Genomic DNA, 26414 nt, shown 5'->3' on the forward strand with positions numbered 1-26414 from the left:
ACCGCCCACAATTTATTGTGCTTTAGTGCTTTAATTTAATACATACCAACATTATTAATTCACTTGTATTTCATTTTCAAAGAACAAACTTTTAACACCTTATAAAATAAAAAGACAATCATTACTGACTGCCTTAATACTTATTCAAATCTTTGCTCACTTAACAAAACTTTATGCGTCCAAAAAAAGGATTTGTTTACTTAGTAAAAAATAGATGGATAGGCTACAATAAGTTGGACCATAATTATATAGACTTCGAAATTATTAAGAAAGAAGGAATATAAAAATGGGAAATAAAACCTCATACTCTGAAGAATTTAAAAAACAAATTGTCATGCTATACAAAAATGGCAAAAGTGTTATTAATTTAGGGAAAGAATATAATTTACCAAAACCAACTATTTATAGTTGAGTTAAAAATTATAATAATTCTGGTTCATTTAAAGCAAAAGACAATCGCACACTAGAAGAAAATGAAATAATAACTTTACGAAAAGAACTTAAAGACTTAAAAATGGAAAATGACATTTTAAAGCAAACCGCACTGATAATGGCCAAAAAATAACAATAATTAATAGCAATAAGAAAAAATATTCGATAAGAAAAATGTGTAAATTATTAAATATTTCAAAATCCAATTACTATTATCAAATTAATAAATACACAAGGAAAATAGTGAATAATTATAATCAAGAAATTATCAGTGCATTTAACGAAAGCCGCCAAGTCTATGGAGCTCGAAAAATCAAAGTAGTATTAGCTCATAAAAGTATTAATCTATCTAGACACAAAATTAGAAACATTATGAAAAACAATAATTTGATATCAAAGTACACAAAAACAAGACTTAAATGCAAAAATATTCAAGTAAATAATGATCCAGTAAATAACATTGTAAACCGAGACTTTAATAATAGAAAAATAAATGAAACTATCGTTAGTGACTTTAACTTATATAAAGTGGGTTTTAAATGATTTTATGTGTGTCTCCTAATTGATTTGTATAAGCGCGAGATTGTTGGTTATAGTTCCGGACCAAATAAAAATACGGAGTTGGTTTATCAAGCTATTATGCGAATTACTAGATCATTATCAAAAATTGAAATATTTCATACCGACTGAGGTAATGAGTTTAAAAATAATATAATTGATCAATTATTATCTACATTTAAAATTCAAAGATCATTGAGTGCGAAGGGTTGTCCATATGATAATACAGTTGCTGAAACAACTTATAAAGTTTTTAAAACAGAATTTATTAATGGTAGAAAATTCAATGATCTTGCACAATTAGAACTTGAATTATTTGATTACATTAATTGATACAATAATCTTAGAATACATGGCAGTTTAAATTATTTATCTCCAGTTACTTTTAGAAAACAAATGTCTATATAAAAATTGTCCTAAAAAGGGTTGCCAATCCAAGGTAATATTGTAAATTCACAAATAAATATAATACATTTAAGTAAGTAAAAATATTAGTTAAAATTAAAAAAAAAAATTTAATAAAATTAATAATTTTTATTGTGTAAAAATTCAATAATATGATAAAACCATGATGGATAAAAATGACAATAACAAGAAAAGCAGGGTTATTTTAGTAATTAAATAATATAATTAGCTGATTGTTTTACTTTTTCAAAGTAATACCTAAGAAAATTAAACGCGACCCAATCGTTAAGTAAACTTGAAAGTAAAGTTAATAAGTAGTAGAATGTGTAGGAGATTAAAAATCCATGCTAATCGCTGTTAGAAATTTATTTTTAATTGAGGAAAGTCCACACTCACACTAGCTGTGATGCTAGTAACGTTTATGCTTGAAGAAAAAATAATTCAAGGATAAGAAACATCATTTGATGTTTCTTAGATGGCTAACTAATAACCTAAGTTAATTATTTAATATGGTTTGGTAGTTTATAAAAGTACCATAGTGACGATACTAATGAGAAATTATTAGAGTGGAACGCGGTAAACCCCATAAGTGAGAAACCCAAATTATGGTAGGGGAACTATTAATTGCGAATGATAAGTAATTAATGGATATTTGTTTAACTTTAAAATTGAATTAATATAGATAAATGATTAGCACTTAAAGCATTTATGTCTTTGAGAACAGAATGTGGCTTACGAGATTTTTAATCTCGTTTTTTATTTTTAGGTTATAATTATTTATATAGGAGGGTTACTAATGAATTTACCAAATAAAATAACATTAGTACGAATTGTTTTAGTACCGATAATTTTAATTTTAATGTTGTTAGAAGCACCATTTGCTAACTATAATTTTGTTAGCGCAAGTATTAATAATAATAATAATGTTAAAATTAATATTCTTTGAATTATTGCAGGGCTACTTTTTATTATTGCTTGTTTTAGTGATTGATTAGATGGTTATCTTGCTAGGAAAAATAAGCAAGTAACAAACTTTGGTAAGATTGCTGATCCGATTGCTGATAAGATGTTAACTAGTAGTGTTTTAATTATTATGACAATTCCGCAAATTATTCCGGTTTGAGTAACATTAATTTTAATTTCCCGAGATATTTTTCTTGATGGGATAAGAATATTTTTAGCAACTAAAAAAATTGTTATTGCTGCTAATTATTATGGTAAGTTAAAAACCTTAATGCAAATGGCAGGGTTAACATTATTATTTTTTGTTAATCATATTTGATTTGGATGAAATAGTGATTGAGGTTCATGACGGTATCATATTATTTTAATGCCAATATATTTATCATTATTGCTTTCAGTTTGGAGTGCAATTACTTATATTCTTAGAATTAAACAAAGCAATCAAAAATAAATATTAATTAGGAGAAAAAAATGCACGATTTAGTTAAATTATTGGAAAAGAAAAATTTAACCATTGGTAGTTGCGAAAGCATTACTGGAGGAGCTTTTAGTGAGGCATTAGTTAAGGCTAAAGGAGTCAGCAAGGTATTTCGTGTTGGATTAATAGCTTATAGTGCTTATTCTAAAGTTCATTTAGCAAGAGTTCAGTTAACAACTTTACAATTATTTGGTGCTGTTAGTGTTGAAACAGCTATTGAAATGGCACAAAATGCAAAAAATTTATTTGATAGTGATATCGCAATTAGTTTTACTGGTAATGCTGGTCCTGAAAACCATTAAAATAATCCATTAGGTTTAGTATATATTGCATTGGCATATAATAACAAATGTTTGGTTTATGAATATCAATTATCGGGAAATCGCAAACAAATTATTAATAAATGTGTTAAATTAACTAAAGAATTAATTAAAGAAAATTTAAAATAAACTAGGAAAAGTTTTTTTGTTAATTTATCTAGTGGAGGTAAGAAAATGTCAAAAAATAAGACAAATAATACCGAACTTATTAATAAAGAAGAATTATTACAACAAGCAGCATTACAAACAATTATTAAAGAATATGGTAGTGATGCGGTTGTGGATATGAATAATAAACTTCCATCAAAGGATAATGTTATTAGTTCAGGAAGTTTATTATTGGATAATGCAATTGGTATTGGTGGTTGTTATCGCGGCAGAGTTATTGAAGTTTATGGTGCTGAATCTTCTGGAAAAACCACCTTAGCATTACATGCTATTAGTGAAGTTCAAAAAGGTAATGAATGGTAAGGCTGCTTTTATTGATGTAGAACATTCTTTAGACCCAAATTATGCTTAAAAAATTGGTGTTATTTTAGAACAATTAATAATTGTTCAGCCAGATTCAGGAGAGCAAGCGTTAGGAATATTAGAAGTTTTTGTTAAATCTAATGTTATTGATTTGATTGTAGTTGATTCTGTGGCAGCATTAACACAACACCACAAGTTGAAATTAGATGGTGAAATGTCTGATCAAACGATTTGGGTGCTCAAGCGCGATTAATGTCAAAGGCATTACGCAAGTTAAATTCATATATTGCTAAAACTAACTGTTTAGTTTTTTTTATTATTATTAATCAAATTAGAGAAAAAATGGGAATTATTTTTAGTAATCCAGAAATAAACCCAGGAGGTATAGCATTAAGATTTTATTCATCAGTACGAGTTGAATTAAGAAGAAGTGAACAAATTCTACTTAATAATCAATTGGTTGGTTATAAAACTAAAGTTAAAATTTTTAAAAATAAAGTTGCTGCTTCTTTTCAAATGACGGTTTTAAATATTTACTTTGATCACGGAATATGCAAGTCAGAAGAATTGATTTCATTGTGTTTAAATGGTAATATTTTGCAAAAAAATGGTTCTTGATATAGTTGTTATGGTGAGCAAAAACTTGGTTTAGGTCGTGATAAGGTTAGAGAATTTTATTGGTCGCGTTTAGTTTTCTTAGGTATTTTTAAAAAAAGAAAAAATAATCATTTACTATAAATTATTTCAATATGCAAATTAAGTATATATTTCTTATGTATGATTTTTATTGTAAAAACTTTTTTTAATGTTGTTTTATAAGCGTTTTCCTTAGTTTTTATAATCTTTTATTGAGATTTTGTTTGTTGATATTAAATATTTTGTTTTATTATTTATTTTCCAAATAAAATGATAATTAAATTGTCGTTGCTTTTCATTAAAAATTATTTAAATATTTTCTTACCCAACAAAACTTTATGCGTCCTTTTTTATTGATAATGTTGATTTACAAGAACAATTGCATCATAATGTTGTTGAGTGATTACATACTCTGTTAAATAATATTTAATAGCAGGTCTTTTAACGAAGAGGGCGGCGTTTAGGGCTTTTCGGGGCTGTCCAAAATTCTGTGTCTCGATAATTCAGAATGAATTATCGAGACACAGAATTTTGGACAGCCCCACTAAAAAAAATAATCTTCACTTATTAATTTCTTTAAAAATTTTTTCATTTAAACCATCCCTTTCTTAATTATTTTTAATTTCATTTAAAATTGTTTTTGTATCTTTAATCTTTGTTTTAATTTTTTCTAAATCTTTCTGATCAAAATCACTATTTTTAATTTCGCTTAGTAAATTCAAAGCACTATTTAAGTTTTTTATTTCTTTTTCCAACAACAACTGGGTTGTTTGTTGTTTTTGTTCCTCAGTAAATTTGTTTTCTTTCTGACATAGTAAAATTTGATATTCGCAATCATTTATTTCAGATATTTTAATTTTAATAAATTGCTCTGCTTGGGTTTGCTTTAATTCTGTTTGATAATCTTCTTCACTTTCATAGTCATTTTTACTATTTTTAATTTCTTTAATTACTTCATCATATTCTTTAATTTCTGCTGTAATTTCTTGTTTTAATTTTTCATAGTAAAAAATGTCTTTGATTATCGGTTTTTTTGGGTTTTGTTGGTGTTAAATGTGGTTTGTTATTTGCAATATTGCCACAACCAATTGATGGCATTATACTTCCACATGAAAACGAAAATATTGACAACAAACTAAGTATTTTTTTCATATTTGTTATATCCTAAATAAATCCCATTATCTCAATAATTAGGATTATCAATATTTTCTAAATCTTCTAGTAATTGTTTTAGTTCTGTTTTTGTTAATTTTCGTTGTGTTGTTTTGTTATAATAATGATTATTGTATTCATTTAGTAAATCATTATTATCATCATTTTTGTTTTGCAAATTAAACTGCTTTTTGTTTTCTTGCTTTAATTTTTCAAAAGATAAAATTAAATTTTTTCCCACAATATTACCACTTTTATTATTGATGCTACTATGAATCACATAATTTTTATTTTCATCAATTTCTAAACTAAAATAATTTTGATAACTTGATAAACCTAAACAATTTTTATCTAAAACAATACAATCTTTTTGTTTGTTTATTAAAATATGAGTTTTATTTTTTATTTCTTGTGAAATTAAATTTTGGTTTAAATAATTTTTTTTATCATATTTAATCACCTCACTTTTTTACTTTCTGATGAAGAAATTATGAAAAATAGTTATATTAACGATTTTTACTATTGAGAATATTAACTATTTCTTCATATTCTTTTTCTGGATTAATAATAAAATCATCTAAAATTATTTTTGTATTTTTAAATTTAATTGTTTTTGCCATTATTTCACATCCTTACTTGGTAATTTGTCATATTTTTCTTTTTTAACAAAACATCTATAAAATGCTTGCCCTTCAACTATAATTAGTTTTTCTTTTTCTAAATCTTCTTTAAATAATTTTGATTGTTGAAAATTTTTAATTTTTTTTTGCATTCTAGTTTTCATTAAATGTAATTTTTAAATCATCATAATATCCATTTAATATTTCTTTTTGTATATTAATTTCTTGTTTTAATTGTTCAAGTCCTGTTTTAAGTTTTTCATTTTCTTCTTTTAACTTTTCAAATTTTCTTCATTCTGTTACATTCATTATTATTTTTCCTTTCTAAAAATATATGATTTTTTTGCTAAAATGCAATAATTATTGCTGCATCATAAATCTTTACCATCGTCGTCTATTTTTGATCTACATTCAGGACAACTTTTTCTCATTATTTTTATTTCCTTTCTATTTTATTTTTTCAAAATAAAAAACCAACTAATTTAATAAATAATTGGTTTATTTTTTTATCTTATTTGATTTAAAATATTTTCAATATTATTAACTTTATCAATTAAAGCTTTCATAATTTGTTCTAAATTACTTAAATTATTTTCTGTTGTTGTTTTAATTTCAGTGATTAAATCGTTAATTGTATTTTTGATATTATTTTCAAACATGTATACTTTCCTTTCTAATTTTTGATATTAATAAATTCATCATTTATTTTTCTTAAAAATTAATTTTTTAATAATTTAATGATTATTTTTGCATTGCAAAGTTAAAAATTAAAGTTTAGCATTTATTTTTTGTTTATTAATAAATTCTAACCTTGCTAAACAATGCCGAGCATATTTTTTATAATATCCAACCACCTTTTCTGTTTTTGGTTAATTTTGTAAAATAATCATCGATATAACACTGACATTTATTAATTAGTGTTGATTTATTTTGTACTTTAATTTTTAACTCTTTTTGACAGAGTTCTTTTAAAGACACTCGCAAAACCTCCTTATAAATAATAAGATTTCTAAAATTTTTTTATTGTGGAACACCCACCCTTTAACTATTGCAAGTTAAAAATTTATCCTCAAACCATAATAACTTTTTTATATTGCCTAAAAGAATTGCTTTCATTATGTCGTGGCGGTGTAGCCGTCCTTATATTTATTGTTTATTCTCGCTTGCCTGGTTTAACGACATTTCAAATAGGAGAGTTTTATTTAGTTGATTTTGCTGTTATTTTCTTAAACTAAGCAAGGTTAACGACAATTTTAACCTAATTAAAAAAGATAGAATTTTATTTCTATCTTTTTCTTAGTTTTTGGAAAATTACCCACCAACTGAATATTTTATGAGCTCAACAGTTAATAATGCCCAAATTAGTAATGTTTTAAATCGTGAATTTAATGACAAAAAATTCAATGAAGTTGTTGTTAGTGATTTAACATATGTTCAAATTGGCGGGAAATAACACTATATTTGTTTATTAATTGACTTGTTTAATCGCGAAATAATTGGATTGAATATAATGCTGGGCAAAACAAAACCGCTGAACTAGTTCAACAAACTTTTCATAAAAGTAACACGACCATTAAAGCAAATTATTTTATTTCATACCGATCGCGGTAATGAATTCAAAAATAAAATCATTGATGAAATTTTAATAACCTTTAATATTAAAAGATCATTAAACAATAAAGATTGTCCTTATGATAATGCTGTGGCCAAAACAAATTATAAAACTTTTAAAACAGAATTTATTAAGGGTAAAAAATTTGAAAATTTAACACAATTAAAATGCGAACTATTTGATTTTGTTAATTAATACAACAATATTCAAATTCACAGTAGCTTAAATTATTTAACACCCGTTGAATTTAGAAAATGACAATCTACATAAAAAGTGTCCTAAAAAGGGTTTTCATTCCAACATTATATTTTTTGCTCTAAAATACTAAATCCTGCTGATGAATCAGTCACAATGGCTACCTTTTTCATTACCGATTAACCTTCTTATTTAAAAATTTTAAAAAATAAACTAATTATAAAAAATTAATTTCTTAATAAGATTATTTTAATTAACTTTCTCACAATAACTAAATTCAGCTTCCACAGGAACACATCTCCCCCCAAAAATCTCAATATTAATTGTCGCTACCCCTTTACCATAATCCATGCCAATAACTTCACCTTCTTTATTTTCAAAAGCTCCTGATAATATTTTAACAAGGTTTCCTTCTTTAAAGTCAGCAATAAATACTTGTTGAACTTTTTTACTACTAATATTACTTTTTTCTTCACTGCGTCTTAACATATCTCTAACTTCAGTACGCGATAATGGAAACGGTTTTGATCAATTTCCACTAGACCCAATAAACCCAGTAACACCAGGGGTATTTCTAACAATAAATCAAGCATCATCAGTCATATACATATTAACAAATAAATAACCTGGATATGGATTTTTTCCAATCATTGATTTTGTTTTTTTTGACATTTCTTGCTGTTTTACAATTCGAACATCAAAAATAAAATTTTTCATATTTAAAGTTTCAACTCGTTGTAATAAATCTTCTTTAACTTTTTCTTCATGACCACTATAGCAATTAATTATATATCACTTACCTAATAAATCACTAGAATCCTTTTCTTGTTTAATATATTTTTTTATCATCTTTTTCTACTCCTTATTAAATGACTAAAATTTTACTAACTTCTAAAATTAATTGTAATAAAGTTTGAACAATTGCAAAGAAAATTGCAAAGAAAGTAATAAATCCAACAGTTAATCAAAATTTTTTATTTAACTGCAAACTTTTTGCTCAGCGAACACGACACATTTCTCTAGTCATTAATAATGGTAAATTCAGTAAAGATTTTTTAAATCTCTGATCACGATTTTCATTTATTTTTGAATCTAAAATACTTTTTTTAATAATCGTCTCTTTAGTTTGTGAACTAACTTTTCTTTTTCCTAAAATCGGTTTAGTTTTTTTAACTTTTAATACCTTATGTTCAGATTTTATCTTTTTTACTTTGCTTTTTTCTTTAGCCATCAATATTTATTTCCTCTCTAAATATTATCTTGTTTCCTTATGAACTGTATGTTGATTACAGTATTTACAAAACTTTTTTAAAGATAATCTAACAGTTTGATTAGAACCATTAGTAAAAATATTATAGTTTCTTGACAGACATTGATCGCAAACTAAAATAATTTTTTGTTGCATTATCTTTCTCCCTTTTTATCCATATAAGTTATATGATAACAAAAATATGGATAGGTTACAATAAGTTGGACCATATTGGTCGAGTTTAGTTTTCTTAGGTATTGCTTTAAAGAAGTAAAACAATTAACTAATTATATTATTTAAGTACTAAACTAACCCCGCCTTTCTTGTTGTCGTCATTTTTATTTGTTATTATTTTATCATATTATTTAATTTTTACACAAGGAAGCATAAAGTTTTGTTATGTATGTAAATATTTGAATAAGTATTAAGGCGGTCAGCAATGATTGTCTTTTTATTTTATAAGGTGTTAAAAATTTGTTCTTTGAAAATTAAATACAAGTGAATTAATAATGTTAGTATTTATTAAAGCACGATAAATTGTGGGTGGTCGCCATAACCAAAAGAAGTTTACCAGTCAATAGATAACATCCTATTAGCTATAGCAATTTGTTTCTTTTTGCAATAAAAAAATGAATGGGTGGATTTCCTAAAAATATACACGCTATTAAATTAATTCTAAGGGCGGGGGTGCGAATGTTAAAATGTAAAAATTTCTATATATGGGTATGCTATGTTTAAAATTATTAAAATCTTTATCTTAATTAAAAAACAAAATTTACTAACAAAGCTTGTTAAACACTTAAATCTGTAATATTTAAGTGTTTAAAAAACTAAGTTAACTAACTTAGTTTATCTATAAGAAAGGTAATTTATTTATGAAAAACATTGAAAACATTTTCTTAAATACTAAAAAATATCTCTTAAAAGAAACGCAAAACGCAATGCTTATTAAAGCACCAAAAATTCCGTAATTTAATGAACAAATCGGTATTTGGTTTCCAAAACGATTTGTTTATAAAGAAAAATATGAAAATTTAATTTGTATCGGAATAATCAATAATAGTAAATCTTGGTATGGCAACCCTTTTTAGGACATTTTTTATGTAGACTGCAATTTTCTAAATTCAACTGGTATTAAATAATTTAGGTTGCCGTGAATTTGAATATTGTTGTATCAATTAACAAAATCAAATAGTTTGCATTTTAATTGTGTTAAATTTTCAAATTTTTTATCCTTAATAAATTCTGTTTTAAAAGTTTTATAATTTGTTTTGGCCACAGCATTATCATAAGGACAACCCTTATTGTTTAATGATCTTTTAATATTAAAGGTTATTAAAATTTCATCAATGATTTTATTTTTGAATTCATTACCGCGATCGGTATGAAATAAAATAATTTGCTTTAATGGTCGTGTTATTCTTATGAAAAGTTTGTTGAACTAGTTCAGCGGTTTTGTTTGGCCCGGCATTATATCCAATTATTTCGCGATTAAACAAGTCAATTAATAAACAAATATAGTGTTATTTCCCACCAATTTGAACATATGTTAAATCACTAACAACAGCTTCATTGGGTTTTTTATTGTTAAATTCACGGTTTAAAACATTACTAATTTGGTCATTATTAACCATTGTTTTATGATTATGATATTTTAATTTAATATATTTAGATACTAATTGATTTTTAATCATAATTTTTCGAATTTTTTTTCGAGATAAAATAATATCTTTTCTTGTTAAAACAACTTTAATTTTACGAGCATCATAATATCTTACGACTTTTATTAAATGCACTGATAACTTCTTCTTCATAATTATTAACATAATAATTAACACAATTATTGGTTTGATAATAATATGTTGATTTTGCTATTTTTAATATTTGAGGAGACATTTTTAGCACGGAATATTTTTCTTTATTATTGTTAATAATTCCTATTTTTTGCCAATTATCAGTGCCCCTTGCTTTAAAATGTCATTTTCCATTCGGAATTGTTAGTTTTCTTTTCGTAAGTAAATTAATTCATTTTATTCGACAGCGCGATTATCTTTCACTTTAAATGACCCAGAATTATTAAAATTTTCAATTCACTGATATACGGCTGATTTTGGAACCTCGTATTCTTTAATAATTTTAACAATGCTTTTCCCGCTTTGATACAGCACGACAATTTGTTTTTTAAATTCATCTGTATATGAATTTTTGCCCATTTTTATATTCCTACTTTCTTATATAATTTTATTTTATTTGAAAGTCCACATAAATATGGTCCAACTTATTGTAAACTATCCACAATAAAGAAAGACAATGAGTAATGAGTACAAAAAAAGTTAATAATCTTGAAAATAAACTAGAAATCTCGTCAGGAATTGATGTAGCTGCTACTTTGAATGAAAGTCGAAATAATAATTTAAGATTTAAAAGAAAAACTAATTCTACTGATTGTTCTATAACTACGGGGGCCGTGGCCCTTCCTCTGTCTTCTCGCGAGAATTAATGTAGGGTTGTTTTGTTCTATCGGCATCATTAGTTGGATGATTAGCTGCTGTATTTGGATTTGCTGCACAAACTCTTTGTAAAGCTGCATAATTTAAATAAGTTTTTTTGAAAACTTTTATAATTTTTGAAAAGGCACTTTATTATTTAAAGATGAATGGGGGCGTTCAAAATTATAAAAGTAATAATATTTGTTTAAATAATGTTGAAGTTCATTTTGATTTAATTTCTTATCCTTAGAATAAAATAATTTGGTATAATGCTGATGAAATCGCTCAATTTTGCCATTACTCTGTGGCGAGCGAATTGGTGTAGTTTCGTGAACAATTCCGTTTTTTGAAAAAAAGGTCGGAAAATACCTTTCTTTTACTTTGTATGCTTTTTTATTACTTCAATTAGTAGTAGTAAATTCTGGGGCATTATCAGTGCAAAGGCGTTTAATGGTTATGCCAACAAATTCACCTGAAATCTTTTATTACTCTTTGCACGGCGTTAATCGCGTTATTAGTTCCTAAACTATCATAAACATAATCAAATACTAGCCGTGTTTTTTTGTCAATGAAATCCATAAATGTAATATTTCTTATCAACCGGAAAATTTGATGTGGTAATGATTTTGGCATCCATATTTGTAAAAGACCGATCTCAGAGACTTCATAACACTTAAAATGAAAATGGCGTTTAGTTTGTTTGATTTGTTGTTTTAATTCTTTTCAACGAGGATCAAATTTAATTCAGTGATAAAAAGTTTTGATGTTTTTAAGAACTTCTGAATTTTTAATATCGTGAAAACCGATTTTTAAATTGTTAAATAAAGACCACATTCCACCGGTTTGAAGATTTTTGTAATCAAAATATAAATCACATACTTTTTCACGAGAATTTAAACTATATTGATAATTAAGATTTTGTGGTTTTGTATTTTTAAACAATAACAAATCTAAATTGTCAGAATAATAAGCGGTTATAATTTTTTCTGCCCAACGATAAAAGGTTTTCGTTGCATTCTTAAAATATTTTTTAATAAGTTTTGTTAAAGTAGTTTCTTCAATATAGAAATAAGTACATAAATTTAAATAAGCAGTAATGCGTTTTTTAGTTTTATAGTAAAGTAATAAGGATTGCGGCAATTAGCACTTAGTCAACTTTGGATTTTTGCTTTTAAATCCGCTAAATCAGCTTGGGAAATAATATATTTCATTTTTTTAAACTTCTTAAATTAAGAAAACCGTATTACAAAAAATACGATTTTCAAACATATTTATTAAAATTGCTAATTAATTAGGTATTTTTGCTAAAAATGAACTTATAAAATATTGTGGTTTATTTAATTGATATCTATCTAAATAAACAAATGACACTTTAATGCTTTCAAGTTTAGGAATTTCTCAGCCATAAGTAGTCAATATATCTTCAGATGGTTTTGGTTTATAAACACCTTCTCGTTTAAAAAAATCCTTTATAGGATTATTAATACTTTGATTTTCGATTAAAAAGCTTTTTTCAGACATATCATCTGGAAAACGAACACTTTCATCATAAAAAGTTATTCTTCCAGCAGAGCCAAGACTCTCTACATTAAAAAATGTATTATTTAAACTAGAAAATTGTAATTTTTTTTCAGAAACATTACTTCTACATCCAAAAATAAATATTACACATACTAAATTTAAAGCTGATAAAAATTTTCGCATAAAGAAAAATCCTCCTTTCAAAGGAATTATATTATAAAAAATATTGGCAATATTTAAGAGAACTTTTTTAATATCATTAGTAAGATTGCTAGTGGAACTACAAATTCAAATAACATCTGAAACGCCAGAATAACTTCGAACACCGGAAAAGCAGTTTTTGTAAAATTAATTGTTGTTTTGGTCATATCCGCACGCAAGGAGACGAATTAAAAGATTAATCCCGGAAAGACAAGACCAAGTGTAATCAATTTAACACACTAACATAAGCTGCTGAACGTCACACGATATTGCACTAAATAAAACCTCAATAAGAACAGTTTGGCGCCAGAATTAAGTCATCCATATTATCCCCACTTATTCCGCCACCAATAAAAGCTGTTGAATTCAAAATGTTAAAATCGTATAAAGAATAATGATAAGACGCATAAAGTTTTGTTAGGAGGGAAAAGATTTAAATAATTTTTAATGAAAAGCAACGACAATTTAATTATCATTTTATTTGGAAAATAAATAATAAAACAAAATATTTAATATCAACAAACGTAATCTTAATAAAAGGTTATAAAAACCAAGAAAAACGCTTATAAAAATAACATTAAAATAAGTTTTTATAACAAAAATCATACATAATAAATATGCACTTAATTTGCATATTGAAATAATTTATAGTAAATGATTATTTTTTCTTTTTTAAAAAATACCTAAAAAAACTAAACGCGACCAGTACTCATTAATATAGCACTGACATTGATTAATCAATTTTTAGTTATTTTATAACTTAATTTTTAATTATTTTTGACAGAGTTCTTTTAAAGACACTCGCAAAATCTCCTTATAAATAGTAAGATTTCTAAAATTTTTTTATTGTGGAACAATCACCATCACCCTTTAACTATTGCAAGTTAAAGATTTATCTTCGAGCCACGATAACTTTTCTATATTGCCTAAAAGAATTGCCTTTATTGTGTCGCGGCGCGGCGGTAAGGCCGCGCCCTATATTGTTTATCCTCACTTGCTTGGCTTTACGACATTCCCAAGTATGAGAGTTTTATTTAGTTGGTTTTGCTGTTATTTTCTTAAACTAAGCAAGGTTAACGATAATTTTAACCTAATTAAAAAAGACAGAATTTTATTTCTGTTTTTTTCTTAGTTTTTGGAAAATTTATACCAAACGTTAACTTTACGCAGTCATCGCCCCATATCTTTAAAACGATAATCAAAATTATTATCCAATTATTTGTTTAATCAACTTAATTTTTACTTATATGTTTTGTCTTCTTATAAATTACATTATTAATAACAATCAAAATAACATTTATACCTACTAACAATGATATTCCCAATCCTATTAACAAAATATTATTTCAAACTATTGGCAAAGGAAATGTCAGATGATAAAAATCGACAAACCCATAAGGAAATAAAAAAATACCAATACCATCATCATATAATAACTTAGCCCTTAAATTAATAAATATTAGATAACCAATCGGATATCCCAACATTCAAAATATTTGGCGAGTAAAATATTTTTTATATAAAATCTGATTTTTCCCTAACGATAATAATAAGTAAATTAATGTTAATAGGGGGGTCACCGCGTGCATTGTAATGCCAATAACCCGATCAGCATTGGAAGCAAATTCATACGATAGCCCTATTCCCACACCATAAAATACTAACAACCAAAATAAAAGCATTGTTACCGTAATATATATTGTAATACTAGTTTGTGTTGTCAAATTAGTAAACTTATTAGTTTCCGTTTTATTATGATAAAGTAACGCATAAAAGAAATATAAACAATCTAATATATTAGTTTGCACCGACCAAAAACTAACTAAAACATTAAAATTATATAACCGGGGCATATCAAGCTGTGAATTTTTAGGATTAATATATCAATATTCAATAAATACCCCATAAACTATACCAGCTAAAAAGAAACTAAACAAAATTAAAAATGTCATTAACTTATAAACAAATTTTCAATCCTTTAGCAAAACTAAGGCATTAGCAACACTAGTAAAAAACAATATTTTACTTTTACTAAAAAATCGTTTAAAAAAATTCTTCATTATATTATACCCCCCCTTCTACTTATTATCTAATATCTTATTTTCTTGATTAGAATTAAGTTTTTTTTGCAAAAAATATTTATCATAATAAATTTTTAAAATAATTTTAAAAATTATAAAATATATTGTGATTCGTAACGGCATTAATAATAATTCTTTAACTAATCGTGGTAATAAAGAAACTAAATAATCAATATCATAAAATACTAAAAAATGTAATGGCGATAAAATTCACGAATTAATTAATGTTAAAAATAATTGTAAAATAATAATAATAATAAAAATTAATGCATTATTAAATTTCTCAGCAACACTATTTTGTTTTTGATTATTTCAAGTTATTCACAAAATTAAAATTAAAACTAATTCCACAGCCATAAAAAAAGTAGAAATAATAATCCCGGAAATTATCATATAAAGTAAATCTCATTTAACACTAAAAACTTTATTATTTTTCGAGTAAACAAAATCAGAGAAAAATATTAAATAAAAACTTAAAATTAATAAAGCAACCAAAATAAATTGCATCACAGTAAAAAATAATAAATACTTCTTAAAATTAAAATGACAATTACGAAGTTTAATATAAATAATTCCCGCAATTCCCGCAAGAACTCCAACAATTGGTTCTTGAATTGCCATAATTGAACTATAAAATGTAGGTTTTAAAATAAACAATGTTGTATCAGAAATAAAACCAAAAATAAAACCAAAAAATGGTCCATGTAAAAAGCTAAAAAGAACATTAGGGATAAAACCAAAACCAACTACCATTGTTCCCTTGCCGCCAACACTAAATTTTAAACTAAAACCTAAAAATTTAACAATAACTATTGTTAATGCTAACATTACAGCCGCTAAGGCAATACTACGAGTATTGAAATTTTTATTAAAATCCAATTTTAAATATTTTAAAATTGAATAAAAATTTTTACGAAAATAATACTTTGTAATTTGTAACCAAACATTTAGCCTTTTCATCTAAATAACACTCCTTATAAATGCTAACGATCTTCATTAATTAATGGTCTAATAGTTTTTCAAGTAATATAAATAATTACCGTATTAAAAAATATTTTAATCGGCGCCATTGCCAATCTTGGAATCATTGCTAAACCATAATCCTCAGTACGATTAGTTAACAGACTGACATCCCCCCAAGATGCAATTAACACTGTAATAATATATTCATTAATAACTGCTAACAAAATAATTGGAACTAAATCATTAAAACCTTTTACATCCTTTTTTACAAAATGAAAATACATTCAAGTTGCCCAAACAACAACTAAAATTAAAACTGTTCCAATACTAATAATTAGCATCATAATTCATTTCTTAATCGGAACATTTTTTGTAAAAGGAACTTCATCAACAGAAAAATCAGCAAATTGTGGAGCATAATAAGTCATTACTAAAGCAGTTGTTCCAAAACCAATAATAAAAATATTAGTTATTAAAATTAAAATTCATGAATTTTGATGAAACATTCGCCGCAAATCACCAGCAATACCAGAAATAAAACCAAAACCAATAACCGCGACAATATACGCAGGATGAATATATGACGGAACAAACATCATTACTAAAATATCAGTAATCAAAGCACACAAAATACCAATTACCGGACCAAAAATATAACCAGTAATCTTAATCATCAAACCTTCAATAGCTATCCTAATCGGCGGTAAAACCGCTGCCGGCATATACAATGCAATAACCACAGTTGTTACTATCGATACCGTTGATAACATGGCAATATAAGCAATATTTTTCGTTGTCAAACGAAGACCGCGATATCGTTCTTTTTTTATAAACATTGAAAGCCCTGTTATTAAAATATAAGATAATGCTGCTAAAACTAATGCTGCCGCAACAATATACGCTGTTCTAATATCAAATAACGACAAACCATTTTTATTACTATTAAAGAAAATCATTAATCTAGTTTCCTTTCTAAAGAAAAACTATAACTGCCAATCAATCGGCTTCTTATTATGCTTTATCAAGTATTCATTAATCTTACTAAAATACTTCTGATTAAAAAACCCATAATGTGCTCCCAACGGTGAGGGGTGTGCTCCCATAAGAATAAGATGCTTTTGGTCATTAATTAAATTAATCTTTGCTTGTGCTTTCTTACCTCATAAAATAAAAATAACATTATTATGATAATTGTCAATATATTTTATTAGATTATCAGTAAATTCTTGCCAATTAAAATTAGCATGTGAAAATGGTTGGTCTTTTTGTACCGTTAAAACAGTATTTAAAAGAAAAACACCACTTCTAGCTCATTTAGTTAAATCACCGTTTTGAACAATAATTCCTAAATCATTTTCCAATTCTACAAAAATATTTTTTAAACTTGGTGGCAACTTAACACTCTGATTAACACCAAAAGCCAAACCATTAGCTTGGTTTGGCTGATAATACGGATCTTGTCCTAAAATAACTACTTTAATATCATCAAAACTAACAATTTTTAACAATCGTAAAATATCTTGCGGTTGCGGATAACAGTGATTATTTTTATATGCTAATGATACTTTGTTAATTAATTCAATAAAATAAGGTTGGGTAGTTTGACTAATAATAAAATCTTTCCAACTAGGATGGATATTCTGAAACATTTTTTAATTAATCACTAAATAATTAATTCTTTAATTTTATCACTAATACCACCAACATTTATTCCTACTAAAAGTCCTAAAATACCAAAACCAATAATTACTATTGCCAAAATAATAAGCAAAACCCACAATCAAGTTTTAATCTTGTTATTATATATAAAGTTTTCTTCATCATTACTTTGTTGTAAAGCATCCATATTACTAATACTAAAACCATTTTTCAATTTTTGTTCAATATCAGCTTTTTTTAAATCAATAGTACCTGATGAATTAATCTTTGATTGCTTAGCACTATTAAATCCAAAACTGCTTGGTTTACTATTTACCCCCAACTTGTTTTCTGTTCCATTACTCTGTAATTGCTTTTGTTTAACCACATCATCCAAATGTTGACGAAATTTATCAATTTTAATTTCTTGCTCATTAATTTTTTGTCCTGATTGTTGTTGCAAACCATTACCATTCAATTGTAGCCGATATTCTTGTTCATTAAATAATTGCTCATTTAACATACTATTAGTCATATTAATTGTTGGTTCAAATTTTTCTCTAATAACTAGATTAGGATTAGGATACTGCGGTGCGCGTTGTTCATTAACAACAAAATTGCTATTATCTGGATACATAATATTACCATTTACCATTGATGATGCATACGGATTTTGTCTGCCCACTGGTGGTTGATTTAAATAATGCGGATTTTGTAATATCAGTGCATTTTGATTTTGACTTGGATAATGATTATTTATTACCGGTAAAACAGGATAATGTTGTTTATGCGATATTGTTATTTGTTGTGGCATATTATATTGTCTTTTAATAAAAGCAATTGCTTCTGGCATCAACATAAAAATTGCTACTTCTTGATCATATAGATCATAAACAACATAGCCTCGTTGTTCTACTAGAATATACATAACAACGCTGTCCTTTCCGTAAAAAATTAATATAAATACATAGTAAATTATATCACAAATTAGAAAAAAGCAAAAGTACACCATTCTTAAGGGGTCGCGTTTAGTTTTCTTAGGCATTACTTTAAAGAAATAAAACAATCAGTTAATTATATTATTTAATTACTAAACTAACCCCGCCTTCCTTGTTATTGTTATTTTTATTCGTTACCATTTTATCATATTATTGAATTTTTACACAATAAAAAATTATTAATTTTATTAAATTTTAACTAATATTTTTACTTACTTAAATGTAATATATTTATTTGTATATACAATACTACCTTTATTAATTCAACTATCTGGATTGGCAACCCTTTTTAGGACAATTTTTATATAGACATTTGTTTTCTAAAAGTAACTGGAGATAAATAATTTAAACTGCCATGTATTCTAAGATTATTGTATCAATTAATGTAATCAAATAATTCAAGTTCTAATTGTGCAAGATCATTGAATTTTCTACCATTAATAAAATTCTGTTTTAAAAACTTTATAAGTTGCTTCAGCAACTGCATTATCATATGGACAACCCTTCGCACTCAATGATCTTTGAATTTTAAATGTAGATAATAATTGATCAATTATATTATTTTTAAACTCATTACCTCGGTCGGTATGAAATATTTCAATTTTTGATAATGGTCTAGTAATTCGCATAATAGCTTGATAAACCAACTCCGTATTTTTATTTGGTCCGGAACTATAACCAACAATCTCGCGATTATACAAATCAATTAGGAGACATACATAAAATCATTTAAAACCCACTTTTATATAAGTTAAGTCACTAACGATAATTTCATTTATTTTTCTATTATTAAAGTCTCGGTTTACAATGTTATTTACTGGATCATTATTTACTTGAATATTTTTGCATTTAAGTCTGTTTTTGTGTACTTTGATATCAAATTATTGTTTTTTATAATATTTCTAATTTTGTGTCTAGATAGGTTAATACTTTTATGAGCTAATACTACTTTGATTTTTCGAGCTCCATAGACTTGGCGGCTTGCGTTAAATGCACTGATAATTTCTTGATTATAATTATTCACTATTTTCCTTGTGTATTTATTAATTTGATAATAGTAATTGGATTTTGAAATATTTAATAATTTACACATTTTTCTTATCGAATATTTTTTCTTATTGCTATTAATTATTGTTATTTTTTGGCCATTATCAGTGCGGCTTGCTTTAAAATGTCATTTTCCATTTTCAAGTCTTTAAGTTCTTTTCGTAAAATTATTATTTCATTTTCTTCTAGTATGCGATTGTCTTTTGCTTTAAATGAACCAGAATTATTATAATTTTTAACTCAACTATAAATAGTTGGTTTTGGTAAATTATATTCTTTCCATAAATTAATAACACTTTTGCCATTTTTGTATAGCATGGACAATTTGTTTTTTAAATTCTTCAGAGTATGAGGTTTTATTTCCCATTTTTATATTCCTTCTTTCTTAATAATTTCGAAGTCTATATAATTATGGTCCAACTTATTGTAGCCTATCCAATCATCATTTTTCTTATTATATTTATTTCATAATGAATTTTTATATATTTCTTTTCTGATTTCTATTTCTGAATTAATATTTTCATTAATGTAATGTAATACATTTAATTTGTTTAAATTTGCCATTCTTAAATGTAATGGGTTATTCAAATTCTTATGATGATATATTTTTGCTCTATATCCTAATTGTTGTTTTACTAAATGCGATACATCACTTTCAATGCTACAACCGATATTTCATTCTAAATTTTGATGATGAATACCTTGCTTATTATTACTGAAATAATTACTAGCCTTCCTTAAATTTGTTTTAATATCTTTGTTTAATTCATTTTTAATAACATTACGAATGTTTTTGATTAATTCTTGATGATTTCCATCTTTATATAATTTAATTCAAATATTTAATGTTACTTTGCAATTTTCAAAAATAATATTAAATGTGGTTTGTTTTAATTTTTTAATAGCGTGATAACCATCTAAAATATATCTAACATTACCAAAACTATTGGCAATTTCTCTAATTCAAGTATCACCATCACCACAAACAATTATTTTGTCATAATTAATATTTACATAATGTTTTTGCAATTCTTTAATTAATAAATCATGATAATCCATCGTATTTATTCGTTTACCAACTTTTAACATTAGAAAATGACCTTGTTTGTTTTCTAATTCTCTGCGAGCATTTTTGTAATTTTTTTCTTTATGTCCGGTATGAAAAGTAACTAAACGATTCTTTGGTCTTGTTTAACTTTATGGTCTAATATCGCTAAAAATGTCTCATCTAGTTGAATATACAAATCCTTATTTTTGACATCAATTCTAGTTTTAGTTTCTTTTTCTGCTAGTTGAAAATATTCAGCAATATCGTATTTATTTAAAATATTTGAAATACTACCTTTTGAAATATAACAATGATTTAAAGCATCTAAAACATCGCGACACCTTTTACCATCACCTAGAAGACTTAAAACTTTAAATTGGACATCAAAATAAATGCGTTGTTTTGGCAATAAACCAATTTCTTTATCTAATAAACATACATATTCAAATTTATCTGATTTTTGATTTCAATATTTATATCGACGTCGTTTAAAAGTAACATCACCAAAAATTGTAATAATTGTTCTTAAAGCAAAATGAACTACTTTATAACCTTGTTTTAACCGATAATGATATTTATATAAGTATTCATCTAATTTTTCATATTCATTAGCTAGCTGTTCGCATTTGTTGGTGTACATATTTTATGGGTTGTAAATAGACTTAATCAATGCTTGTTTTCTAAGGTTTTTACATTATTATTAATTTCTAACATAGAAAAATCACCTTTCTTGGTATTAATTTTAATAAAGTTTAATTTAGTTTGATTATTTTTTTTGTTTTAATGATAATTTTTTCTAGAATTAGTGTTCAATATTCTAAAAAATGATAAAAATTTTATTTTATGGTTTATAATTAAATTCGTATTAATTTAAAATTTATAATTTTAAGTGGAGACGATAATTACTACAAAAATTTATTAAATTAGCAAAAATTCACAAAAAGGATTTAATAAATGAAAAAATTACTAGAAATTTTAGGAACAATAACAATAGCAAGTGGTGGAATAGCAGGGGTTGTTGCCAATAGTCCTTATGCAAAACAAGAACAACAAACTAAATTAGAAAGCATAAATTATAAAAGACAAAAACGAAGCAATAATGAAAATAATAAAATAAATAGAACAAAAATTGTTATTAAAACAAAAGGTGGAGTTGTTGCTAGTGGAATTATTTTAAATAAAAAGCTATATTTTGGTTCACATGATAAAAATGTTTATGAATATGATCCTGCCACAAACCAACAAAAGTTGTCATTACAGCAGATGGATAAGTTGAATCTTCAGGTATAATATTAAATAATAAATTATATTTTGGTTCACAAGATCATAATGTTTATGAATATAGTTATAAATACTTAAATTTAAATTTAGGACAAATTAATAATAATTCTGATAATACAATTTTAAATAAATTAAATTATTTAAATCTTGATTTAGATATATCACAATTAGAAATTATTAATAAAACAAATAATTCAGCTGTAGTAAAAGAAAAAAATAATTTAAATAATGATATTATAAATATCTATTATTTAATTAATGATGAACAAAATAAAATTGTTAATTTAAATGAATTAATTAAAAATGCAATATTTTTTAAATTTAGAGATGAAAATTCTAATTTAAAATTTAAGGAAATAAATTATATTGATACTAATAATTTAAATTTTTCAGATATTGAAATAACAAAAAAAGAAAATTCATTTTTATGATTTAATGTTCCTAAAAATGTATGTTCTGATAGAAAAATTATCAATAAAACTCCAAATACAAGATCATTTAATGTACCTGCTTGTGAATATAATTCAAAATCAAAATTAGTATTTCAAATTACAACAGGATTAACTAAAACAAAACAAGAAAATAAATTAAATGGTTGAAACATAAATTCTGATGATGAAATGAAATTAACAGATTTTACAAATATAAATAATAAAAATTCTGAAATCATTAATGTATTATCAAATGAATTTGATTTATCAAACACAAATAAACAAGAACAAGAAATGATTTTAAGTATTTTTAAGGAACCCGTTGATAAATTTGAACTTAATCCCAATGAAAAATTAAAAATTACTTATCCAGTAAGAATAATTACATCTAAAGTTATATTAAATTTAAAACAAAAAATTACAGGAAATATTACTGTCAAAATAATTGATGATAACAATAAAGAACAAATAGTTACATTATCAATTACAGAAGTAATGCAAATTTTACAAAAATATAGTTTATTACCCAATGAAATTACTATAGATAAAAACAATGATAAAATAACATTTAACGGTGAGGCATTTTTTTCATCAGAGAGAGAAGAGCCGGTAAGAACAAATATAGTTACTACTATAGTATAATGTTTTATAAAAACGATATTAGCTATTTAGAACAATAACTTTAATTGAAACAAGCACAACAATTTAATCTCTTGTGATAAAATAAGAAAAATATTCGAACCAGTAATTTAATTAAATTACTGGTTTTTATTTTGTCAAAATAAAAAAATTGTTTAATTATTAAGAAAAAAGATTTTCCCTAACGACTCATCAGTTTTTAAAATATTTTATTTAGCATTTCAAAATATGGTTAAGAAATGAACGATGCCAATTCAAAATTGGGGTAGTGCAATTTCACATTTAATGATAAAATTTGAGGACAAAGTGAATTTAAGTTAATTACCTAGAGACACAAGTTAATTTTACAATCCCCATTTTACAGTTTAATTATTTTTTAATTCTGCTTTAAAAGATAGTATTTTTATTGGAGTAGTAATTGTTTCATTAGCAATTTTAACATGAGTATTTGAGGCAATAAATTCTGTTTTATCAAACATTTTGTCATTTTTTATTTTAATTTTTAATCTTTTAAGCTCGTTTCATACTATATCATTTTTCTTAAAATGTAAACTTTTTAAACCACAATTAGGTTTTCAATTTTCTTCGCAACTACTAGTTCTATCATATTTTAATCATTTTGAAATATTAATAATTTCTTCTTTTTTGATGTTATAAAAATCTATTTCATATTTATCGTTATAGTCATATGTAATTTGAATTTTAACATTTGATAAATTTAATTCGTTAATTATTAGCGGTTCAGCCGGTGAAAATTGTTTTTTTGTTTGAACAAGCAGTTACGGTTGCGGGCAATATTGTTAATCCTGAAATAGCCATTATACTTAAAATTTTCATTTTTTAACTCCTTTGTTTTATTTTTTCAATATATATATATATATAATTATACAAAAATTCTTAATATCATTAGAAAAATGGCAAAACCGATTAAAAATTGAAATGTGTAATAAAAAGCTGGTACCGTTTTAAAAAATGGAAAAATGGCGGTTGAAAAGTTAACTGTTGCTTTTGCAATAATTGCTAGCGGTCGTAAAATGGTAATGACTTGTGAAGCAGTCAGCATTCAATTTAGCATTTTGATACTAGCATTTTGAATCGCGCAGCCAACATCGTTAAATGCGGGTATTCATCGTCCAGAATATTTGCAATTTGCCGGCGGAATTAAATCGTCTCATTCACTGTTATTTGAACCATCAGGGCATCCAGGGGGGGATAAAGACTGTTGAATTTAATACATTAAAGTCATAAATTTTAAAATTATAATTAAAGGTATTTGTTTTATGGCATAAAGGAAAAGTTAAGGTAAAAATATTAATGCCATAGCGAATATCAATGTCGGTATTAAGGTAATTGATGCTGGTTAGCAGTTTTACTGGTTGGCAAGGCAATCAGTTTATTATCGTAAGATTTAAGGACATTAAAATCAATTTGATAAATGCTATTGGTGTTGTTGATAGCATTAAAATTTTCTTGGTGCGTTTTTTTATCAAAAGTAAAAAAATAACTTCTTAGTAATAATTCTGAATTACCAGTAACATTGATTAAGTATTTTTTGGGATAAAAAGTAGTTAACGAGCGATAAAAGAAACTGATTTGAATAAAGTAATCTTTGTTGTAATTATCTACTCCCTTAAAATCAATTTCGTTATAAGTTTTTTCATCCATATCAAAAGTCTTATAAAATAAACTAGCAAAGAAATTGCCGAGAATTTCATAGATTTCGCTAAAAATATTTTTATAATTGTTAATGTTAATACTAGAAATGTTATTTTTAAAATAAAGGTAAATGTCATTTTTTAATTCAGGGTCATAACGCAGAAAACTAAATTTAACATTAAGATAATTTAATGTTCCAAAAAGATGCTTAATTAGGTAATAATCATTAGTCTTTTCGGTGCCGTATTTTCAGATTTTACTTTCACTGTGCAATAAATTGTAAATAGTCATTACCTGCGATTAAGGTTTTATTAAAAGCTTTCATTTTTAAAACATTCTTATTAATTTCATTTTCACTACTAGAAGTCTCATGATAAAAATAGCTTTCATCTTTAAAGTCGTAGTTTTTAATGGTGAATTCTTTGTAATAACCTTTTCTAAGGTAGGTGTCAATGAAATTAAATACTGGCGTTCAATAAAGATAAGAATAATTAAATTTATCAAAATCACCACTGTGAATCATTAAGTAATCAAGATTATCAACAACGTTGTTATAGTTATGGCTACCACCAAATTTGGTGGTTGTTTTTGGCAAATCAATATCAGTATCAGTTGACGGTTTGGTTTATGTTTCTGCTTTAAAAGATAGTATTTTTATTGGAGTAGTAATTGTTTCATTAGCAATTTTAACATGAGTATTTGAGGCAATAAATTCTGTTTTATCAAACATTTTGTCATTTTTTATTTTAATTTTTAATCTTTTAAGCTCGTTTCATACTATATCATTTTTCTCAAAATGTAAACTTTTTAAACCACAATTAGGTTTTCAATTTTCTTCGCAACTACTAGTTCCGTCATATTTTAATCATTTTGAAATATTAATAATTTCTTCTTTTTTGATATTATAAAAATCTATTTCATATTTATCGTTATAGTCATATGTAATTTGAATTTTAACATTTGATAAATTTAACACATAAGTTTCTTTGCTTTCTCTTTTATTTCTAATTAGTGATTGTGTTGTCATTTCATCATTGTTAATGTTTTGGGGAATGGTAAAAATGTTATTGAAACCAATAATTAACACGGTAAATATTTTCATAAACATTTTTATCACTCCTTTTTAAAATATTTTATTTTTCACTGTTCTTTTTTCTTTAATTTTTTTAATAAGTCACTCAATACCACAATTTATAATTACAACTATTGTCTGTCATGCATATATCTAAATACCCTAGTATCATAAGCGAAATTAATGCTTCAAATTTTTCATATAATAATTTCAAATCATTAATTTCCAATTTTAAAAATGGAATGAAAAAGATAGTGA

32 protein-coding genes, 1 other RNA gene and 4 pseudogenes are annotated in these 26414 nt (G+C 25.0%); 12 read left to right on the top strand and 25 right to left on the bottom strand.

Translation table 4 applies throughout. The features are described from left to right. Window positions 1-286 precede the first annotated feature (286 nt). The 7 genes and pseudogenes from AACK93_RS02785 to AACK93_RS02810 all read left to right on the top strand — a co-directional run bounded on the left by AACK93_RS02785 (window position 287) and on the right by AACK93_RS02810 (window position 4365). A protein-coding gene (locus AACK93_RS02785) for an IS3 family transposase (protein WP_339025130.1) occupies window positions 287-1398 on the top strand; the annotation gives its coding sequence in 2 pieces (ribosomal slippage) (window positions 287-542 and window positions 542-1398; 1113 coding nt in all). Window positions 1399-1734: 336 nt separating this feature from the next. Beyond that, an RNA gene (gene rnpB, locus AACK93_RS02790) (RNase P RNA component class B) lies at window positions 1735-2135 on the top strand. Between the two features lie 56 nt (window positions 2136-2191). Next, complete coding sequence (pgsA, locus tag AACK93_RS02795) at window positions 2192-2809, top strand: CDP-diacylglycerol--glycerol-3-phosphate 3-phosphatidyltransferase (RefSeq protein ID WP_339025131.1); 618 nt, start codon at window positions 2192-2194, stop codon at window positions 2807-2809. A gap of 20 nt (window positions 2810-2829) precedes the next feature. Further along, window positions 2830-3285: pseudogene (locus tag AACK93_RS02800) on the top strand (CinA family protein). Window positions 3286-3330: 45 nt separating this feature from the next. Next, window positions 3331-3627: a hypothetical protein gene (locus AACK93_RS02805; RefSeq protein WP_339025132.1), complete on the top strand. Its 297-nt coding sequence runs from the start codon at window positions 3331-3333 to the stop codon at window positions 3625-3627. Between the two features lie 61 nt (window positions 3628-3688). After that, window positions 3689-3880 (top strand): hypothetical protein, encoded by a 192-nt coding sequence (locus tag AACK93_RS08065; protein ID WP_422398181.1) that lies wholly within the window; start codon window positions 3689-3691, stop codon window positions 3878-3880. Next, a complete protein-coding gene (locus AACK93_RS02810; protein ID WP_339025134.1) occupies window positions 3859-4365 on the top strand; it encodes a recombinase RecA in 507 nt (168 codons plus the stop codon). Before AACK93_RS08065 ends, AACK93_RS02810 begins: the two co-directional genes overlap by 22 nt. 506 nt (window positions 4366-4871) lie before the next feature. Here the strand turns inward: AACK93_RS02810 and AACK93_RS02815 are convergent. The 5 genes from AACK93_RS02815 to AACK93_RS02835 form a co-directional block, all read right to left on the bottom strand. Then, on the bottom strand, window positions 4872-5018 hold the full coding sequence (locus AACK93_RS02815) for a hypothetical protein (protein WP_339025135.1): 147 nt from the start codon (window positions 5016-5018) through the stop codon (window positions 4872-4874). 380 nt (window positions 5019-5398) lie between these two features. Beyond that, window positions 5399-5875: a hypothetical protein gene (locus tag AACK93_RS02820; protein WP_339025136.1), complete on the bottom strand. Its 477-nt coding sequence runs from the start codon at window positions 5873-5875 to the stop codon at window positions 5399-5401. Window positions 5876-6034: 159 nt separating this feature from the next. Continuing rightward, complete coding sequence (locus AACK93_RS02825; protein WP_339025139.1) at window positions 6035-6187, bottom strand: hypothetical protein; 153 nt, start codon at window positions 6185-6187, stop codon at window positions 6035-6037. A gap of 1 nt (window position 6188) precedes the next feature. Continuing rightward, the gene (locus tag AACK93_RS02830; RefSeq protein ID WP_339025141.1) at window positions 6189-6344 is read right to left on the bottom strand and encodes a hypothetical protein; all 156 of its coding nucleotides are present in this window, start codon (window positions 6342-6344) and stop codon (window positions 6189-6191) included. Window positions 6345-6541: 197 nt separating this feature from the next. After that, on the bottom strand, window positions 6542-6694 hold the full coding sequence (locus AACK93_RS02835; RefSeq protein ID WP_339025142.1) for a hypothetical protein: 153 nt from the start codon (window positions 6692-6694) through the stop codon (window positions 6542-6544). A 1043-nt stretch (window positions 6695-7737) separates the two neighbouring features. Here AACK93_RS02835 and AACK93_RS02840 point away from each other — a divergent pair. Further along, on the top strand, window positions 7738-7842 hold the full coding sequence (locus AACK93_RS02840) for an IS3 family transposase (protein ID WP_339025143.1): 105 nt from the start codon (window positions 7738-7740) through the stop codon (window positions 7840-7842). A gap of 249 nt (window positions 7843-8091) precedes the next feature. On the opposite strand, the gene nusG is transcribed toward AACK93_RS02840, so the two are convergent. The 4 genes and pseudogenes from nusG to AACK93_RS02860 all read right to left on the bottom strand — a co-directional run bounded on the left by nusG (window position 8092) and on the right by AACK93_RS02860 (window position 11304). After that, complete coding sequence (nusG, locus tag AACK93_RS02845) at window positions 8092-8691, bottom strand: transcription termination/antitermination protein NusG (RefSeq protein WP_339025145.1); 600 nt, start codon at window positions 8689-8691, stop codon at window positions 8092-8094. A gap of 16 nt (window positions 8692-8707) precedes the next feature. Continuing rightward, entirely contained in the window at window positions 8708-9073 is a 366-nt protein-coding gene (locus AACK93_RS02850) for a hypothetical protein (RefSeq protein ID WP_339025147.1), read from the bottom strand. Window positions 9074-9097: 24 nt separating this feature from the next. Then, a complete protein-coding gene (gene rpmG, locus AACK93_RS02855) occupies window positions 9098-9247 on the bottom strand; it encodes a 50S ribosomal protein L33 (RefSeq protein WP_339025148.1) in 150 nt (49 codons plus the stop codon). Window positions 9248-10190: 943 nt separating this feature from the next. After that, window positions 10191-11304 (bottom strand): annotated as a pseudogene (locus AACK93_RS02860) (IS3 family transposase). Window positions 11305-11408: 104 nt separating this feature from the next. Here AACK93_RS02860 and AACK93_RS02865 point away from each other — a divergent pair. Beyond that, entirely contained in the window at window positions 11409-11591 is a 183-nt protein-coding gene (locus tag AACK93_RS02865) for a hypothetical protein (protein ID WP_339025149.1), read from the top strand. Between the two features lie 117 nt (window positions 11592-11708). Here AACK93_RS02865 and AACK93_RS08070 read toward each other — a convergent pair whose 3' ends face one another. From AACK93_RS08070 to AACK93_RS02915, 11 genes and pseudogenes are all read right to left on the bottom strand, one after another. Beyond that, on the bottom strand, window positions 11709-12059 hold the full coding sequence (locus AACK93_RS08070) for an integrase core domain-containing protein (RefSeq protein WP_422398182.1): 351 nt from the start codon (window positions 12057-12059) through the stop codon (window positions 11709-11711). Then, a complete protein-coding gene (locus AACK93_RS02870; RefSeq protein ID WP_339025151.1) occupies window positions 12028-12720 on the bottom strand; it encodes a hypothetical protein in 693 nt (230 codons plus the stop codon). The genes AACK93_RS08070 and AACK93_RS02870 overlap by 32 nt, the downstream gene beginning before the upstream one ends. Window positions 12721-12867: 147 nt before the next feature. Further along, window positions 12868-13284, bottom strand: a complete 417-nt coding sequence (locus AACK93_RS02875) for a hypothetical protein (protein WP_339025152.1) — start codon at window positions 13282-13284, stop codon at window positions 12868-12870. Between the two features lie 1250 nt (window positions 13285-14534). Next, window positions 14535-15362, bottom strand: coding sequence for a Pr6Pr family membrane protein (locus tag AACK93_RS02880; RefSeq protein WP_339025153.1), 828 nt, complete (start codon window positions 15360-15362; stop codon window positions 14535-14537). 18 nt (window positions 15363-15380) lie between these two features. After that, window positions 15381-16343 carry a hypothetical protein gene (locus tag AACK93_RS02885; protein WP_339025154.1) on the bottom strand — a complete coding sequence of 321 codons (963 nt, stop codon included), beginning with the start codon at window positions 16341-16343 and terminating at the stop codon, window positions 15381-15383. 23 nt (window positions 16344-16366) lie between these two features. Continuing rightward, on the bottom strand, window positions 16367-17302 hold the full coding sequence (locus AACK93_RS02890) for a hypothetical protein (protein WP_339025155.1): 936 nt from the start codon (window positions 17300-17302) through the stop codon (window positions 16367-16369). Between the two features lie 27 nt (window positions 17303-17329). Next, window positions 17330-17995 carry a uracil-DNA glycosylase gene (locus tag AACK93_RS02895; RefSeq protein ID WP_339025156.1) on the bottom strand — a complete coding sequence of 222 codons (666 nt, stop codon included), beginning with the start codon at window positions 17993-17995 and terminating at the stop codon, window positions 17330-17332. Window positions 17996-18009: 14 nt separating this feature from the next. Further along, on the bottom strand, window positions 18010-18912 hold the full coding sequence (locus tag AACK93_RS02900) for a hypothetical protein (RefSeq protein WP_339025158.1): 903 nt from the start codon (window positions 18910-18912) through the stop codon (window positions 18010-18012). Between the two features lie 371 nt (window positions 18913-19283). Then, window positions 19284-20396: pseudogene (locus AACK93_RS02905) on the bottom strand (IS3 family transposase). 2 nt (window positions 20397-20398) lie between these two features. Next, window positions 20399-21118 (bottom strand): UPF0236 family transposase-like protein, encoded by a 720-nt coding sequence (locus tag AACK93_RS02910; RefSeq protein ID WP_339025160.1) that lies wholly within the window; start codon window positions 21116-21118, stop codon window positions 20399-20401. Window positions 21119-21198: 80 nt separating this feature from the next. After that, on the bottom strand, window positions 21199-21717 hold the full coding sequence (locus AACK93_RS02915) for a UPF0236 family transposase-like protein (RefSeq protein WP_339025161.1): 519 nt from the start codon (window positions 21715-21717) through the stop codon (window positions 21199-21201). A 314-nt stretch (window positions 21718-22031) separates the two neighbouring features. On the opposite strand from AACK93_RS02915, the gene AACK93_RS02920 reads away from it, so the two are divergent. Further along, window positions 22032-22367, top strand: coding sequence for a hypothetical protein (locus AACK93_RS02920; RefSeq protein ID WP_339025162.1), 336 nt, complete (start codon window positions 22032-22034; stop codon window positions 22365-22367). Between the two features lie 352 nt (window positions 22368-22719). Here the strand turns inward: AACK93_RS02920 and AACK93_RS02925 are convergent, their stop codons facing one another. Continuing rightward, window positions 22720-22962: a hypothetical protein gene (locus tag AACK93_RS02925; RefSeq protein ID WP_339025163.1), complete on the bottom strand. Its 243-nt coding sequence runs from the start codon at window positions 22960-22962 to the stop codon at window positions 22720-22722. A 16-nt stretch (window positions 22963-22978) separates the two neighbouring features. Here AACK93_RS02925 and AACK93_RS02930 point away from each other — a divergent pair, with 16 nt between their 5' ends. Both AACK93_RS02930 and AACK93_RS08075 read left to right on the top strand, forming a co-directional pair. Then, complete coding sequence (locus AACK93_RS02930) at window positions 22979-23431, top strand: hypothetical protein (protein ID WP_339025164.1); 453 nt, start codon at window positions 22979-22981, stop codon at window positions 23429-23431. 165 nt (window positions 23432-23596) lie between these two features. Further along, window positions 23597-23749 (top strand): annotated as a pseudogene (locus AACK93_RS08075) (IS256 family transposase); the annotation flags it as partial. 562 nt (window positions 23750-24311) lie between these two features. On the opposite strand, the gene AACK93_RS02935 reads toward AACK93_RS08075, so the two are convergent. The 4 genes from AACK93_RS02935 to AACK93_RS02950 form a co-directional block, all read right to left on the bottom strand. After that, window positions 24312-24491, bottom strand: coding sequence for a hypothetical protein (locus AACK93_RS02935; RefSeq protein WP_339025165.1), 180 nt, complete (start codon window positions 24489-24491; stop codon window positions 24312-24314). A 278-nt stretch (window positions 24492-24769) separates the two neighbouring features. Then, on the bottom strand, window positions 24770-25375 hold the full coding sequence (locus AACK93_RS02940) for a hypothetical protein (protein WP_339025166.1): 606 nt from the start codon (window positions 25373-25375) through the stop codon (window positions 24770-24772). Beyond that, window positions 25341-25679, bottom strand: coding sequence for a hypothetical protein (locus AACK93_RS02945; protein WP_339025167.1), 339 nt, complete (start codon window positions 25677-25679; stop codon window positions 25341-25343). Before AACK93_RS02945 ends, AACK93_RS02940 begins: the two co-directional genes overlap by 35 nt. Before the next feature lie 30 nt (window positions 25680-25709). Next, a complete protein-coding gene (locus AACK93_RS02950; protein WP_339025168.1) occupies window positions 25710-26192 on the bottom strand; it encodes a hypothetical protein in 483 nt (160 codons plus the stop codon). Between the last annotated feature and the right edge of the window lie 222 nt (window positions 26193-26414).

Source organism: Spiroplasma endosymbiont of Agriotes lineatus (assembly GCF_964019485.1).
Classification (GTDB): Bacteria; Bacillota_I; Bacilli_A; order Mycoplasmatales; family Nriv7; genus Nriv7.